Source organism: Lujinxingia sediminis (assembly GCF_004005565.1).
GTDB classification, from domain to species: Bacteria; Myxococcota_A; Bradymonadia; order Bradymonadales; family Bradymonadaceae; genus Lujinxingia; species Lujinxingia sediminis.
The window spans coordinates 188,233-202,640 of record NZ_SADD01000005.1 but is presented as its reverse complement, the minus strand read 5'-3'; the positions used below and the strand labels follow the sequence as shown (position 1 = coordinate 202,640).

Here is a 14,408-nt window from a genome sequence, read left to right as displayed (position 1 = left end):
GCGGGGGCCAACTCCCCCGCCTCTCTGAGCATTAAGGGCGCTTTGCCGCAGCCGCGGCGAAGCGCCCTTTTTGATCTAGTTCGAGATGTCTTCTTCGCGGCCCAGGTAGGGCTCGAGCGCGGCCTGAAGAAAGAGGCGCGCTCGATGCAGGCGCGTCTTCACCGCGCCGGTGCTCAGGTCGAGGACCGAGGCGATCTCGTCGAGGCTCAACCCTTCGATCTCGCGCAGCAAAAAGGCCGCCTGATACTTCGGCTCGAGTTGATCGATGGCTGCCAGGATCTGCTCGCGCAGCTCGCGATTCTCTGCGGCCTCATCGCCACGGACGCGCCAACCGGCGGGCTCGCCGGGGGCCGATTGCTCGAAATGGGCCGGATCGGAGACGTCGTCAACACTGACCTCCGCGCGGCGACGGGTCTTGCGAAGACGCATCAACGCCGCGTTGACCACGATGCGGTACATCCAGCTGCTCAGCTGCGCATCGCCGGCGAAGGTATCGAGCTTACGGTAGATGTTGATAAACGCTTCCTGAACCACATCCTGGGCGTCGGCCTCACTTTTGGTGAGGCTTAAGGCCAGGCGGTAGGCCTTGTCGCGATGACGCTCGACGATCTTTTCAAACGCCGCAAAGTCGCCGTCGACGGCGCGACTGGCGAGCGCGGCATCGTCGAGGACGTCAAGAGCATTTGCGGGGAGAGGATCGGTCATGATGAGGTCAACACCTTAAAAACTCGGGAGGGTAAACCGGAGCGCCGGCGGTCAAGCGAGAGCACCTCACGGGATCAGAGGAGCCTTATCGCGCCAGCCGCCGCGGGTCAATTGCTCGCGGGCGTCTTCTTTAATGGTAGACGCGCGCTGCGGATCGCTGAGCGCGGCACGCTCAAAGGCGGCGATCGCCTCATCGGGACGCTTCAGCTCAAGCAGCGCTGAGGCCACCGCCAGGTGGGCCTCCGTGCGAAAGGTCTCAATGGCCGCCCAGCGCTCAGCGGCGCGCAGGCGAAGTTCGCCACGGCTGGACTCGAAGAGAGCCCGGGCCAGGCCAGGATCATGAGCGGAGAGTTCGAAACGGGCCAGACGCGCACGACGAGCCAGTGCGTGCTCTCCAAGGACCGCGGCGCGCTCCTCAACCATGGCCCACGCCTCCGGGGAGCCGGGATTGACGGAGGAGGCCGCCTCAGCGTGCACCAGGGCCTCGTGAAGCTGCTCACGTTGGGCGGCAGCACGAGCCAGGGCCAGGCGGAGCTCGGGGCCCTCCAGGCCCGCATCAAGCGCGCTACGGCCTGCCCGAAGCGCCTCATCATTCTGCCCCAGCGCGTGGAACGCATGCACAAGCACGGCCTCAACGCGCGCCTGCTCCTGCACTCCGGCGCCCGCTGCACGTCGGCGCGCGCTGGCGATCAACACCCTCGCCTGATCGCCCCGCCCTTCCAGAGCCGCGACCAGCGCTTTATACACGCCCTCCTCCACCGCATCAGCGTGCTCGACCTCCTCGCCGCCAGCCATGCGTCGGACCCGCTCCACATCGATCATCGGATGCGTGATCAAAGGCGCGTAGCGCGTGCGAAGCCAGGCATCAAAGCCCGCGTCGAGCGCCTCTACCGAACGATTCAGCACCTGCGGAGCCAGCGCGTCAAAACGCGGCACCTCGGCAAAGCCGCGGAGCATGCGTGTGGGCGCGTCACGTCCTCCGATCTCGACGATGTAGTCGATGGCCAGGCTGGCCAGCTGGTAGGCCACAATCACGTCGAAGCCGCGGCCGGCGAGAAAGGCTTCGCCCAGTTCGCTCAAAGCCGGCAAGGTGCCATGCTGAAGTCGGCGCGCGATCTCCTCATCATGAAAGCGACGATAACTCGCGTCGCGCTCGCCACTCTCGTACTCGGCCAGGCCTTCAGTGAACCAGCGCGGCACCCGCGACTCGGAGACGCGCAAATGGTAGGCGTGGGCGGTCTCATGCCAGAGAACCATCTCCCAGTTGAAGTCAGCATCGGCCGGGCTGCGCAAGAGCACCGTGTCGCCAAAACAGATGCCATGGGGATCGATCTTCGGCACACCGACGGAGCGCACCGAAAAGGTCTGAGGCTCGGGATAGATCTCGACGATCAGCGGCTCAATGCGCTGGCCATACCGCTTCGAGAAGACATCGTGGGCCTCGTCGACCAGCGGGAGGCTCGCCGCCTTGAGAAGCTCGTGCTGATCCATGTGCGCCCGCAACCGGAGTCCGGGCGCTACCGGAGCTGTGAGGTAATCACGCAAGCCCCGCTGGTAGAGTTCCAGCATGTTGTGCACACGAACGTGAAAGCGATCCTCACGGGCGGCGCGTTGCAGGACATCGAGCGCGCGGGCCTCGTCGCCGGTTCGTGTGAGCGCAAGGCCAAGTCCAGCCAGGGCGCCGGCGTCATCGGGATCGCGCTCCAGTGCCTCTTCAAAGAAGTGGACGGCCTCGGCGTGTCGGTTGTTCAACGCGGCGGCCTCTCCGACAACGCGCCAGAGCATGGAGGAGCGCGATCGATGTTGCGTGAAGTCGTCTCGCGCCCGCTCGAACCCCGACCTGTCGCCGCCCAGGTAGCGCACTGCGGCCAGGAGACTGATCGCATCGCTATGGCGCGGTGCGCGCTGCAGAACCTCGTCGAGAATCGCGGCGGCACTCGCCCATTCCCCGCGGATCATGGCAAAACGCGCACGCTGCAATGCGATCCCGAGGTGATGCGGCGCGATCTCCCCGCCGATCGAAAGACGCTCTTCGGCGGCCCCAAAGTTGCCGCCGACAAAAAACTCGATTTCCGCCATCAGGCGATGCGCTTCCGGATGCTGAGGGGCAGCTTCAAGAGCGCGATTCAGCGAGTCTTCGGCCTCAGAATAGTTGTAGCCAGCGAGCATCAGCTCACCGAACGCGATGTGCACGCGCGGGTGATCCGGAGCCAGACGCGCGGCCCGTCCCAGCGCACGATTGGCGTCGCGCAGGCGTCCGAGAAGGTGCATGCCGCGCCCCACCGCGACGAGCTCCCGCAGGTCTTCAACCAACCCGTCATTGTAGCGCGCAGCCATCGCCTCCAGGATCTGGGTCGCCTCAGAGCGGTCACCCTGCTCCCAGAGCAGTTGCCCGAGCGCCAGACGCGTCCGCATGCTTTGAGGCGCCCCGGAGAGCGTGTCGCGCAGCAGCGTCTCGGCCTTGTCCCAATCCCCTCTCAAGTGCATGAGCTCTGCGTGAGCGAGCGCAGCGTCGACCCGCTCGCTATCGCTGGCGGCGAGCGCCATCGCCTGCTCGGTCATCCGAAGGGCACCGGCATCATCACCGTCCCAATGCGCGAAGCGGGCACGGACCACAAGCGACGCACTGTCGTCCCGCGTTCCTGAAAGCGTGCGCGCCTCAGACAGCAGCCCACGCTCGAAGGCATCAGCCGCATCGCGCCGACTTGCAGGCTCCGAGCGGGCGCGCTCAGCCGACGTACTCACAGACGTTTGCGCCAGGCCGACGGCCGGCTGCACGCACACCAGAGCGGCTCCCAGCATGACGAGCGCGCTGCGCCAGAGAGTACGTCGATTGCGCTGCTTCATCGCTGCTCCGATCAGGGCACTGCGCGTCTCTTGCGTTACGCGATCGTCTTCTATGTCGGGAAAAGTCAGACCTTTGGAACAACGTGCCGCATCAGAGCCCGCTGACGATCTTCCAGCGATCGTCTTCGCGCACCAGACGCAGGCGGTTGACGTCAACGCCGGCATCCCAGGACTTCATGTCGCCAACATTGTACTGATAGGCGTAGTCGTACTCGTAGTCGACGTGGGCGCGCATCCCCTCCACCGTGAGGCCCTTGACGACCACGGCCATCTGGATGCGGTCGGCATGCTGCGCGGTCATCTCGAGCACCGAGACGAGCTCGTCACGGCCGTAATCATCCGAGGTCGTCTCGGTGGTCCCGGCGTTGGCGTAGAAGTCGTCGCTGACGAGCTCATTCAGCGTGCCGTAGTCTTTGTCGACGACCGCCTGGCGGTAGCGATAGAGCACGTCGAGCACTTCGCGTGCCTCGGTCGTGTCGAGGATCTCGCTTTCGGCGTCGATTCGGAACTCCGGATCATCGGCGTAGAGTGCATCAGGGGTGATGTAGCGCGAGGCACAGCCCAGGCTCAGTGTCACAAAGATAAGCGTCATCAGCGCCATCGTGGCGCGGGCGATACCTCGGGGCATCAACATACAGGGCTCCTGCTCAATACGTGGGAAGCGCTGAAAGCTCCCTCAGAAGTTCTTCATGGCGGGCACGCCGATGGGAAGCGGCGGCGCGTCCTCTAACGCTCTCCATTCTCGATGCTATTCCTTTTCCACTGCAGGCGATCAAGCCACTGACGCGCCTCTTCACGGTAACGGGTCAGCGGGGAGCGACTCAGATCCTCAAAGAGGGTTTGAGCGTCCTGCGCACGGCCCAGGAAATAGTGGACTTGACCTAACATCAGGGCGGCCTCAGCGTCCAGCACCTCAACGCCAAGTGAGCCGTAAGCGCGCTCCAGCCAGGGGCGCGCCTCCCCCCACTCCTGGCTCTGCCAGAGGCGCCGGCCGATCAGGTAGGCCACTCCCGGGTCATCGGGGGATTCTTCATCCCAACGCATCAGCCTGTACATCGCCATCGCCCCGCCCGGCGTATCCATCAGGTAGGAGCGTGCACGAGGTTGTTCGCGGCGGGCGTAGCGAAGGCGCATTTGCAAGGAGCGCTCCAGGTCGACGGGTACCCCGACCTCAAGGCAGCTCGCGTAACTCTGCGCTGCCTGACTCGCCAGCCCGGCCTTCCAGAGCAGATCGGCCATCAACGCTTCGAGCTCGGCGCGCTCCACCGGACTTAAGGGGAGCTTCTGGCGCGCTCTGAGAAGATCGAGGGCCTCGTCCATCTCCCCCATCTGCGCCAGGGCGCTTGCCTGCTCAAGATGCGCCCAGAGCAAATCGGGCTGGGCGTCGAGCACGCGTTGCAAGAGCAGGATGGCCTCCGCAGGCTGGCCGTCTCGAGACGCGTCGGCGGCCTGACGTCGCCACTCCGCCATGGTTCGCGCGCAGACCTTGGCGAAGATGCTGGGCCGGTCGTAGAGGTAGCGCGCCACCTCGCGTTGAGCCTCGCTGAGTTCCAGCGCATCGACAAAGCGTTCCCACTCCCCGACCAGCACCTCGACGCCCTTGCCGTAGGCCCCCTCGAAGTCTCCGTCTCCGTAGACCTCTTTGAAGCGCGCGATGCCGTACGTGTCGATGAGGTAGCGCACAAAGGAGCCCATCAGGGTGTAGGCCCGGCCCGATGCCTGGGTCCAGAAACCCGATGCGCCCAGCAACGCTCCGAGGTCCGGGGCGATGCCAAGTTCCCGCATCGCCCGGCTGGCCTGATGCGCATCGAGCTCACGCGCGGGCCACTCGGCGGCGAAGGCCACCCCTTCGACCAACCCCATATTGACGCCCACACCGCGCTGCATACTCAGCCTGAGAGGACCGCTGCCAAAGGGCTCGGTGAAGATATGAGCCAGCTCATGGGTCAGCATGCGATCGCCGGTGCCGCGCCAGAGGATATGCATGTCATGGAGCCAGAGTTTGGCCACCATCGTGTTGCGCCCGCCCATCAGCGCACCCTTCGAGTCCCGATCCCCGTAGACGAAGCTGCGCACCTTCCGGCCGTGTTCCGCCACCGGGTCGGTGCCAAAGAAGCGCTTGAGCTGATCGTAGCGGTATTCATGATCTTCGGCGAGCAGAGGAGCCATGCTTTGCCAGGCACGCGTCTGCGGGTAGAAGATCAGGAAATGGTCCGTCTCAATGACGCCGCCGAGCTCCGCCACAATGTGGTCACGATCGATGGCGATGCCCGCCTCCTGACGGGAGGCAAACCCCACTGCAAACGTGAGGGCAGCAGCCAGCGCCAGGGCCGCCGTCCAGCCAGCGCGCGCGCCCTGCTGCCAGCGCCGGCGCGCGTCGAGCGCGGCCACCACCGCCACGATCGCCAGGGCGTGCAACACTCGGTATGCGATGAGACTCAGCGGCACCGCCAGCGCTTCATCGTAGATGGACCCGCCGAAATAGCCCAGAAACCATTGATGCCCCACAATCGGAGGCTGGGTTGCCAGATGCCAGGCAAGCCCCGCAGCGTCGAGCAACGGCAACCCAAACGCCAGCACGTAGGACAGCCGGCTACCTCGAAGCAGGGTCACCGCCATCCAGGCGCTGGCCGTTCCCAGCAACACCGCCATCACCGGTATCAACCCCCAGAAACTCAGGCCAGCTCCCCAATCGCAGTTGGGAACCCGCAGCCCGTTGAGCGACAGAATCACCAGGGGGGCTACCAGCAACGCCAGGTTGCGCAGCGCGAGCCTTCCGAAGTCCAGCGCTCGCCCATCCAGCGTATCAAAGCGGCGCGCGTCCGCCACGGTGAGTCCGGTGGAGAGCAGCCCGGCCAGCACTCCGAAGAATGCGGCCGACTCGTAGCCGACGAGGTTGAGCAGAGGCACAAAGGAGAGCACCACCGCCGCAAGAGCGCATGCGCCCAGGGCGACCAGATAGGTTCGCGTCAGGTTGAACTCAGCGACGCGGCGTGTGATGGCCTTCCATGTTTTCAAATCGTACCCGGGTGCCTTCGCCAATACCCAGCTCGGCGCTCAACCCACCGTTGATCTCAAAGACGTAGCGCGCCGGCCTGTCCACTCGCCGTGGTGAGAGCGTCTGAGGCTCGGCCATCTCCACCACCCCGACCACCTCGCCAGCATCATCGATGAAGATCATGTCGAGTGGAATCAACGTGTTCTTCATCCAGAATGAGAGCGTACGCTCGGCGGGGTAGACAAAAAGCATCCCCCAGTCGTCGCGCATATGCGGGCGAAACATCAGTCCTCGCGATTGCTCCGCAGCGGTGAGCGCCAGTTCGGTGTAAAAGCTCACCAGCGGCTCGCCGCCCTCCGCAGGCACCTCAGCGTCAGGGGAGAAGAAGCTGAGCACGGGAGTCGCCTCGTCACGCTGACCGCTCATCGCCGGGGGCACCTGGCAGGTGCTCTCGATGCAACGATAAAAACTCTCACAATGCTCATCGAGCACGCAGGCGGCGTTGTCCTCGCCGCGCCCGCCATCCGCGGCGACGACATCATCGGCACCGGAGGTATGCTCACAGCTAAACGCCATCGTCAGCAGCCCCACCAGCAGCATGAGGCATCCGCGGCTCAACGACGACGCTGTACTGCCGGACAGTGGGGCCATCTCAGATCTCCTCGATGGTCGAGCGGATCAGGGCCTTCAGCTGCGGATCATCCTCGGCTTCCAGACGGGCCTGAAGGCGCGCTTTCCGGGTGCTTCCGGGCATCTTCGCCATGGCCAGAATCGCCTCACGCCGCACCTCAGTGGTGCCATCCCGCAGCGCAGTCTCGATCAGAGGTTGCGCGCTGGCATGTCCGGTTGCGCCCAGTGCGCGAACTGCTACGGCCCGAAGCTCGGGCACCTCGGAGTTCACCTGCAGCGCGATGTTGGTCACCGCCATCGCCAGATCGAAGCGACCAAGTTGATTGAGCGCCGCGATCTTCACCTCGCGTGCCGAATCGTTGACCGCGCCCCCCAGAAGTCCCAGGTGACGACGTACCGCCTCGCTATCACCGCCGATGGTGAAGGTGGTCAGCGCGCGCAGCGCCGCTGCGCGCACCGCCGGCGACTGATGCGTGGCCATCGGGCGAATGCGCTCGATCGCGCTCGGGTCGTTGCGCATTCCCATCGCGTCGACGGCAGCGGCTACCACCACCGGGTCCTTGTCGTCGAGATAGCCGATGAGCGTATCCGCTTGCTGGTTGGAGGGGGCGCTACCGAGCGCAAGCGCCACGCTACGGCGAACCTGCGCGGAGCGATCCTCACTCATCTCGCTGAGCCGCGCGAGCGCGCGCTCCCCGCCGACCTGCCCGAGGGCGCGGGCGGCGGCGCCGCGGATGGCATCATCGCGACTCTCGCTCCCCTCAAGCAGGCGCGAGAGCACCTGGGAGGATGGCGAGCCCCCCTGGCGCGCAGCGCGCTCGCCAAGCGCCTCATAGGCCACGCGCTGCACGGCCAGGTTGCGCGACTCGGTCTGATTGAGAACCTCGTCAAGCGACTGGCTGACCATGATGGTGTAGGCCGCCTCCTTCAGTCGCTCTTCTTCGGCGCCGGCGGCATCTTCGGCGCGCGCTCGAAGCGCGGCGACGCTGGCCACATCATTCTGAAGCACCAGAGCCTCGGTAGCGGCAGCACGCCGACGCGGGCTCTCGTCGCTCAGAAAGGCTTCCAGCGCCTGACGACCGGCATCGGTCTTCAGCCCGGCAACCTGATTGAGCGCCTGATTGATATACCCCTCGGTGCGATGCTTCGCGATATAACTCAGCCCGGCCAGACGCACGTCAGCGGACTTGCCGGACGCCGAGAGATCGTCGGCGAGTTGCAGGCGCACCTCCGCGTCGATCGCCTCGGTGCTCAACGCTGCCACCCGGGCCTGATGTGCATCCAGCGCTTCGAGCGATGCCGCAGCGCGCAGGGCAAGCTCCTTGCTCTCCGCACTCAGCGTCGCTACCAGACGTTCCACGACGCGCTCATCGCCCGAGAACTTAGCCAGCGCCTCGGCGGCGGCCAACTTCTCGGCATCTTCACCCCGGCGCAACAAGAAGAACTGCTTCTGGACGTTAAAGCGCGCGTCGCGCGCGCCTCCCAGAAACTCGGCCATGGCGCGCGCCAGCGTCGCGCTGGACTCATCCGGCATACGCTCGGCAACCGCTGCGAGCACGCGCTCCTCACCGGCCTTCTCTTCAAGCACGCGCAATGTGGCTTGACGCACCCGGGCGTCTTCGTGCTTCAGCAACGCGAGCACCGCATCAAGTCGCAGCTCCCCGAGCTTCGGCAACACCTCCACCGCCGAGCGCACCGTGTGAGCCTGCGCGGCGTCGAGATAGCTGTAGACCTGGTCGACAACCTCGTTGCGCGCGCTTGTCCAGCGCTCGCGCACCTCGGACATCGCCACAAGCTCGCCATCAGGCATGATCACCTGGGCGCTGGTCACCGGGCCGGGGGGCACCACCTTCCAAAGCGGCACGCTGAGCGTGTAGGCCGCAAAAGGAACATCGGCCCGAGTCAGCGGGCGATCGGCGTGGCCGGGGAAGCTCACGGCTGGCACCCCGAACTCCGTCATCGTGTAGACGGCCTCGGCGATAATGATAAGCGCGTACTGCGCATGGTTGCGGTCGATATGAACCTCAACCGTCGCCCGCTCGGGCACCCGACCGGAGACCTCCACATAGGAGTTTCCATAGGTGGGACGCTTGGCGCGGCGAAGACTCTCAAAGGCACGCTCCAGCGTCTCCTTGGTCACCTCTCCGGCGAGCGATCCCTCAGCGCGCGGCACCAACATGTAGTCGCGCTCGTCGGCAAGACGAACCTCCTCATAGGAGAAGCGCACGTTTCCACCCTGAGCCCACGCCTGGGGCACCGCGGTGAGTGTCCCCGCCGACATCAACAGGCCCGCTACCAGGGCACCTATCCGCTTCTTCGCTTTCATCATCCAGCCTTCTCCTGCGATCGTTGTTCGACGTCGTCGCGCTCACGGTGTTGCGGGTCGTCCTGCGCCGAACCTCTACTTTCGAGCCCGCCACCATGACCTATAAGACGGCGCTTCTTCAAGATCATTCCAAAGTGAGTCCACCCGCGGACCCTGATTCTGGCCACAAAAAAGCCCGCGCGAAGGCGGGCTTTTTTGTCGTCGGCGTCGCGGACGACGCGCGACAGGATGCGGTGCACAATCAGGCGCTCTTGTCGAGCAGGCTGCCCACGTGCTGGCCGTGCTTGGAAACAAGCGCCAGGCAGGTGTTGCTCGTGCAGGCCCACAGCATGCCGCTGGCGCCTTCGGTGAAGCGCATCACGCGCGTGATCTGCATCTCAGTCTCGCACACCGGACAGGTGCGGCTGTTGGCTTTGCCTTTTTTCTTACTCGCAATCTTTGCGGGACGCTTGGTAGCCATATCGTTTCCCTGCTCTGTGAAGCCCCGATCGCGCGTTGTGCGCTTTCGGCGGCGTCTTTCGTGGTTAAATGCCGCGTCACCCTGCTCTGGTGGGTGACGTCATTCGGGGACTAGGATTCGAACCTAGATTGACGGGACCAGAACCCGCTGTCCTGCCGTTAGACGATCCCCGAGTTCGCCCGTTTTTCATCGGGCATCCTCTCTGGGAGGCGGATAGCTATCCGATGGGCAGGGGTGTGTCAACAGGTTTTGGCCTTTTGACCCGAGGATAACACCGGTGGCGGTTGAATATTTCCTCACAGATCCCCACACTGGGGGAGGCTCTCAAGGATGAGCTTGAGACCCTCTTATCTAACCCAATGGCGAGGACGCTATGCAGCAGCGCAGAACCCCGATGTCCGATGACCCCCGTTCGCTCGACGAGCTTCGCGCTCAACACCTCGAGCTCAAGGAGCGACTTCAGGCACTCGAGAAACTGCGATCGCTCTCCCCCGAAGAACAGTTCGAAGCACGCGTTATCAAGAAGCGAAAACTCGCCCTCAAAGACGCCATGCGCACCCTCGAAGCCCAAGAGAGCTAAAAACTCGCCTCCGACGCTGCGCGGAGTTAGCTTTTCGTACGGCGAAATAGCCACGCCATGCGTTGCTGTTTCCCGAACGCGCACCCGTGCAGTGCCGCACGCCTCCATTCGTGTGTGTTGCAGTGTTGGGGAGCGGCCCCCTACCTTCATTGACCTCGTCCGGCACCCAGGCACCCTTCCATGACTCGACGTCCCCCCGCCCCCCGGCTGGCTGCGGGAGCGCTGGCGGCTACCGTCGCGATCGCCCTTTTTAGTTTCGGCGCCGACTCCGCTCCCGCCCAGGATGGTGAAGCGCGTGTGAGCGCCGTGGCGCGCGCAGGCCAGACCAAGAGCACACGCCAGGGCGCGCTCGTCCAGGCCCGCCAGCTTCTCGATCAATCGACCGACGCAGCGAGGCACGCCGCGCTCCAATGCTCCACGGCCGCGCGCATCCGCGAGGAGGCCCGTCAGGCGCTGCTCTGGCAAAAGCCCGAAGATGCAACTGCCGCGCTCGACAAGCTGCTCAGCGCCGAATGCGGCGAGCCTGCCTCGGCGCTTAACCTGACCCACTTCCAACGTGCCTACCTTGCCTACCACCAGGGCGATCACGCCACTGCGCTCACCCATCTCGATGCGCTCGAAGGCAGCACGCCCGTCGACGACTACGTGAATTACCTGCGCGCACTTAACTTAAGCGCGCTGGAGCGTCACCAGGAGGCCGCCCAGGCCTATGGAAGCGTCTACGAAGCCAAAGACAGCCCCATACTCTGGCGAGCGCGTGCTGCCCAGGCGGAAGCCCTTATGGCTGCCGAGCTCTATGAGCAGGCCGCCCCGGTGCTCAGGCAGATCGCCGACACCTTCCCGGACTACCCGCGACGCCACATCATTCTCTATTTGCAAGGGCGCGCCCTCGAAGAACTCGACCGTCCACAGGACGCCGCCCGCTCCTACCAGCTGGCCTGGTTTGAGTTTCCTTATAAAGAAGAAGGTGAGCAGGCGCTTGAGCACCTCAATGCGCTGCGCGATCAGGGGGTCGTCATCGCGGAGCTCCCTCGCGAGGAGCTTCTCAAACGCTTCCGCCAACTTCGCGTCGACAAGTTCTGGCCGCTGGCCCACGAACTTCTGAGCGGCCTTCTGGAAAAACATGCGACCGAGAGCGGTGACTCGCCCTTTGAGAATGAGGTGATGCTCGAGATCGGGCTTAATCGCTACTACGGCCACCAATTTGAAGCCTCACTGCCCTACTTTGAAGAGGCGCGGCGGCGTTTTGAAGCCGGCAACGAAGCCGGAATGGGTAAGCGCACGCTCTACCGCTTCCACAGCTTCGCCCTGGCGCGTCTGGGTCGATTTGATGAAGCCATTGAAGCGCTTGAGACGCTTTACCGCGGCGAGCCCGCCCGGGAGCTTCTCAGCGCGCTTGCGGACTTCTACGAGCAGCACGGCCGCTACCCCGAAGCGCTCGCCGCCTACGATCGACTCTACAGCGCACATCGCAAACGTGGATGGCACTACACCTACCTGCTCTATAAGAGCGGCAAGTTTAATGAAGCCTACGACAACCTGCGACGTCTGGCAGACCGCTCCAGCGGCCAAAACCGCGCAAAATACCTCTACTGGACGGCGCGAACGCTGGAGCGCAGCGGCAACGCCGAAGAAGCCGCACTGGTCTTCGATGACGTAGCCCAGGCCTACCCCACGAGCTACTACGGACTTCAGGCCGCGGGACGCCTTCTCGACCTTCGCCAACGCGCCGGAAGCGATGGTGGCTTCGTCCAGGCCGAGCGGGTCGTCGAGAGCTCCGATGAGGTCTTCGATGCCTTTGACGAAGCCTCCTTCTACGGCTTCCGTCAGGCGCCGGACGCCTATCAAGATCCGCGCGCCACGCCCCTCTCCGGCGCGATCGCCGAAGAGGGCCCCCGGCGTCGTACCGGCACCGGGCCCTACTACGCCACACCTTGCAACGCGGAAGATGACGGCTGCGTAACAACGCCCTCGATGGTCGCCCCCGGTGGCGGACTCGCCTGGAACCCGGGCCGACCGCTCCTGACTCCCTCGCAACTCCTGGGGGTAGAGCCGGACACATCCCGCGATGAGCTCGACGACACCGACCGCGACAACATCTCCGGCCTCGACGACCGCAACGCCCCCCAGGCACGTGTTCCCTCCGGTGAGGTCGACTTTACTCGCCCCGCCAGCCGCATGCGTTACAACGCCGAAGCCCGCATCTACTGGGGAGGCCGCAACGGCTCGGACATGGCTTTTGTCAACTACGCCCGCGGCGATATGATCGGCCCGGTCCCTGACGCCATCACCGCCTACGACGATGAGACTCACCGCGGAGGCCTGGCCCGCGCGGTCGAAGAGGCCGGCGAACTCTTCCCCAACCTGGATCGTGGCCGCTGGCTCTGGCAAGCCGGCTGGACCACCGAGGCCCGTCGCATCATTCGTGACGTCAGCCTGGAGTTTCGCGGCATCTCGCGCCGCGCCCGCGCCGGATCGAGCCCCGTGGAGCTCCCCTACCAACGATGGGGCTACTACATCGATAACCGTCCGCCCCGAAAGCAGGCACAGCTCTGGGGCATGAAGTCCGATGAGCTGCGCTTCCCGGTGGCGACCGCCGCCTCGGCGCGACGTGCCCAGATCGCTCGCCAGCAGGATATCTTCGATCGCCGGCGCCGTCTTGATACCGTGCTGGTCCACGCATTCCAGGAGGTCGGTGACTACCACCTGGTCCGCCGCCACGCGCTCGGTAACACCTGGTGGCTGCGCCGCGCCCCCGAGGGCGAGGCCCGCCGCTACTGGATGATGGCCTACCCCCGCGCCTTCCCCGAAAAGGTCATCCCCCTTGCAAAAGAACACGGCGTCAACCCCTACATGATCTGGGCGTTGATGCTCGTTGAGAGCTCCTTTAACCCCGATTCATTGAGCCGCGCCGACGCCCTGGGACTCCTTCAGGTCATCCCGCGCACAGGCCTGAAGATCGCCGAGCTCTTCGGCGACGAAGACTTCGGCCCCTACGACCTGCTCGAAGAAGACAACGCCATTGCCCACGGCATCTTCTACTTCAGCCGGCTGGTGCGGAAGTTCCACGGTCAGGAGCTCTTTGCATTTGCCGGTTACAACGGCGGCCCTCACCGCGTGGGCGCCTGGCTGGAGATGCGCGGCCACCAGATCCCGCTTGATGAGTTCATCGAAGAGATCCCCTACGCAGAGGCCCGAGGTTACGCCAAAAAGGTGCTGCGCTTTGTGAACCTCTACCTGCGCATCTACGAAGATGGCCAGCCCCTCTACGTCGGCCAAAACATCCGCCAGGATTACCTGGAGATGCCCAACTTCTGAACGCTTCCACCGCATACCAAAAAAGCGCGCTCGCCACTGGCGAGCGCGCTTTTTTTGCGGAAGTACGTACCTCAAGGGCAACGCCTCAAATCTGGTAGATAGGACGAAAATCCTCCAGACGCAGCTCGGGCACACTATCGGCGATCGACTGAATCGTGTAGCGCTCCAGCACCCGAATCGTCGCATCGCGCACCTCACACCATACCGGCCCAAAAGCCCGCTGACGCTCGGTAAACTCCCCCTCGGCCGCCCCCGTACGATCTTCATAGCCCAGGGGTGCGACTGGACCGTCAAGGTGACGGATCACGCTGAGCAGCGTGATCTCACTCGCCGGTCTGGCCAGCATGTAGCCGCCATTCGCCCCCCTTTTGCTGCGCACAAACCCGCCGCGCTTCAGATCCGCCATAATCCCCTCCAGAAACTTCCCCGGAAGCCCCTCCTCGTCGGCGATGGTCTGAATGCTCATGGGCTCGCAACTTCGCGCCCCCGCAAGGGTCACCAGGGCGCGAAGCCCGTACATCGTACGTGCGCTGATCTCCATGAC

Annotated in this window: 10 protein-coding genes and 1 tRNA gene; 2 read left to right on the top strand and 9 right to left on the bottom strand. The window is 64.5% G+C overall.

Annotated elements, in window-relative coordinates; translation table 11 throughout:
- Positions 1–75 precede the first annotated feature (75 nt).
- From EA187_RS11195 to EA187_RS11160, 8 genes are all read right to left on the bottom strand, one after another.
- Positions 76–705: an RNA polymerase sigma factor gene (locus EA187_RS11195; RefSeq protein ID WP_127780311.1), complete on the bottom strand. Its 630-nt coding sequence runs from the start codon at positions 703–705 to the stop codon at positions 76–78.
- Positions 706–771: 66 nt separating this feature from the next.
- A complete protein-coding gene (locus EA187_RS11190) occupies positions 772–3,552 on the bottom strand; it encodes a tetratricopeptide repeat protein (protein ID WP_164856203.1) in 2,781 nt (926 codons plus the stop codon).
- Between the two features lie 91 nt (positions 3,553–3,643).
- Positions 3,644–4,186: a nuclear transport factor 2 family protein gene (locus EA187_RS11185; protein ID WP_115604309.1), complete on the bottom strand. Its 543-nt coding sequence runs from the start codon at positions 4,184–4,186 to the stop codon at positions 3,644–3,646.
- 92 nt (positions 4,187–4,278) lie between these two features.
- On the bottom strand, positions 4,279–6,570 hold the full coding sequence (locus EA187_RS11180; RefSeq protein WP_127780309.1) for a hypothetical protein: 2,292 nt from the start codon (positions 6,568–6,570) through the stop codon (positions 4,279–4,281).
- Complete coding sequence (locus EA187_RS11175; protein WP_206524266.1) at positions 6,533–7,201, bottom strand: DUF192 domain-containing protein; 669 nt, start codon at positions 7,199–7,201, stop codon at positions 6,533–6,535. The genes EA187_RS11180 and EA187_RS11175 overlap by 38 nt, the downstream gene beginning before the upstream one ends.
- 1 nt (position 7,202) lies before the next feature.
- Positions 7,203–9,509, bottom strand: a complete 2,307-nt coding sequence (locus tag EA187_RS11170) for a HEAT repeat domain-containing protein (RefSeq protein ID WP_127780308.1) — start codon at positions 9,507–9,509, stop codon at positions 7,203–7,205.
- A gap of 238 nt (positions 9,510–9,747) precedes the next feature.
- On the bottom strand, positions 9,748–9,966 hold the full coding sequence (locus EA187_RS11165; protein ID WP_115604301.1) for a hypothetical protein: 219 nt from the start codon (positions 9,964–9,966) through the stop codon (positions 9,748–9,750).
- Positions 9,967–10,068: 102 nt separating this feature from the next.
- A tRNA-Gln gene (locus EA187_RS11160) sits at positions 10,069–10,139 on the bottom strand.
- A 221-nt stretch (positions 10,140–10,360) separates the two neighbouring features.
- On the opposite strand from EA187_RS11160, the gene EA187_RS11155 reads away from it, so the two are divergent.
- Positions 10,361–10,546 carry a DUF465 domain-containing protein gene (locus EA187_RS11155; protein WP_164856202.1) on the top strand — a complete coding sequence of 62 codons (186 nt, stop codon included), beginning with the start codon at positions 10,361–10,363 and terminating at the stop codon, positions 10,544–10,546.
- 180 nt (positions 10,547–10,726) lie between these two features.
- Positions 10,727–13,864 (top strand): tetratricopeptide repeat protein, encoded by a 3,138-nt coding sequence (locus EA187_RS11150; protein ID WP_127780307.1) that lies wholly within the window; start codon positions 10,727–10,729, stop codon positions 13,862–13,864.
- 85 nt (positions 13,865–13,949) lie between these two features.
- On the opposite strand, the gene EA187_RS11145 is transcribed toward EA187_RS11150, so the two are convergent.
- Positions 13,950–14,405, bottom strand: a complete 456-nt coding sequence (locus tag EA187_RS11145) for an RrF2 family transcriptional regulator (RefSeq protein ID WP_115604295.1) — start codon at positions 14,403–14,405, stop codon at positions 13,950–13,952.
- Between the last annotated feature and the right edge of the window lie 3 nt (positions 14,406–14,408).

Coding starts and splice junctions, on each gene's coding strand:
- EA187_RS11175 (WP_206524266.1), bottom strand. CDS start 7,201: ATGGCCCCACTGTCCGGCAGTACAGCGTCGTCGTTGAGCCGCGGATGC.
- EA187_RS11165 (WP_115604301.1), bottom strand. CDS start 9,966: ATGGCTACCAAGCGTCCCGCAAAGATTGCGAGTAAGAAAAAAGGCAAA.
- EA187_RS11190 (WP_164856203.1), bottom strand. CDS start 3,552: ATGAAGCAGCGCAATCGACGTACTCTCTGGCGCAGCGCGCTCGTCATG.
- EA187_RS11150 (WP_127780307.1), top strand. CDS start 10,727: ATGACTCGACGTCCCCCCGCCCCCCGGCTGGCTGCGGGAGCGCTGGCG.
- EA187_RS11170 (WP_127780308.1), bottom strand. CDS start 9,509: ATGATGAAAGCGAAGAAGCGGATAGGTGCCCTGGTAGCGGGCCTGTTG.
- EA187_RS11145 (WP_115604295.1), bottom strand. CDS start 14,405: ATGGAGATCAGCGCACGTACGATGTACGGGCTTCGCGCCCTGGTGACC.
- EA187_RS11185 (WP_115604309.1), bottom strand. CDS start 4,186: ATGTTGATGCCCCGAGGTATCGCCCGCGCCACGATGGCGCTGATGACG.
- EA187_RS11155 (WP_164856202.1), top strand. CDS start 10,361: ATGTCCGATGACCCCCGTTCGCTCGACGAGCTTCGCGCTCAACACCTC.
- EA187_RS11195 (WP_127780311.1), bottom strand. CDS start 705: ATGACCGATCCTCTCCCCGCAAATGCTCTTGACGTCCTCGACGATGCC.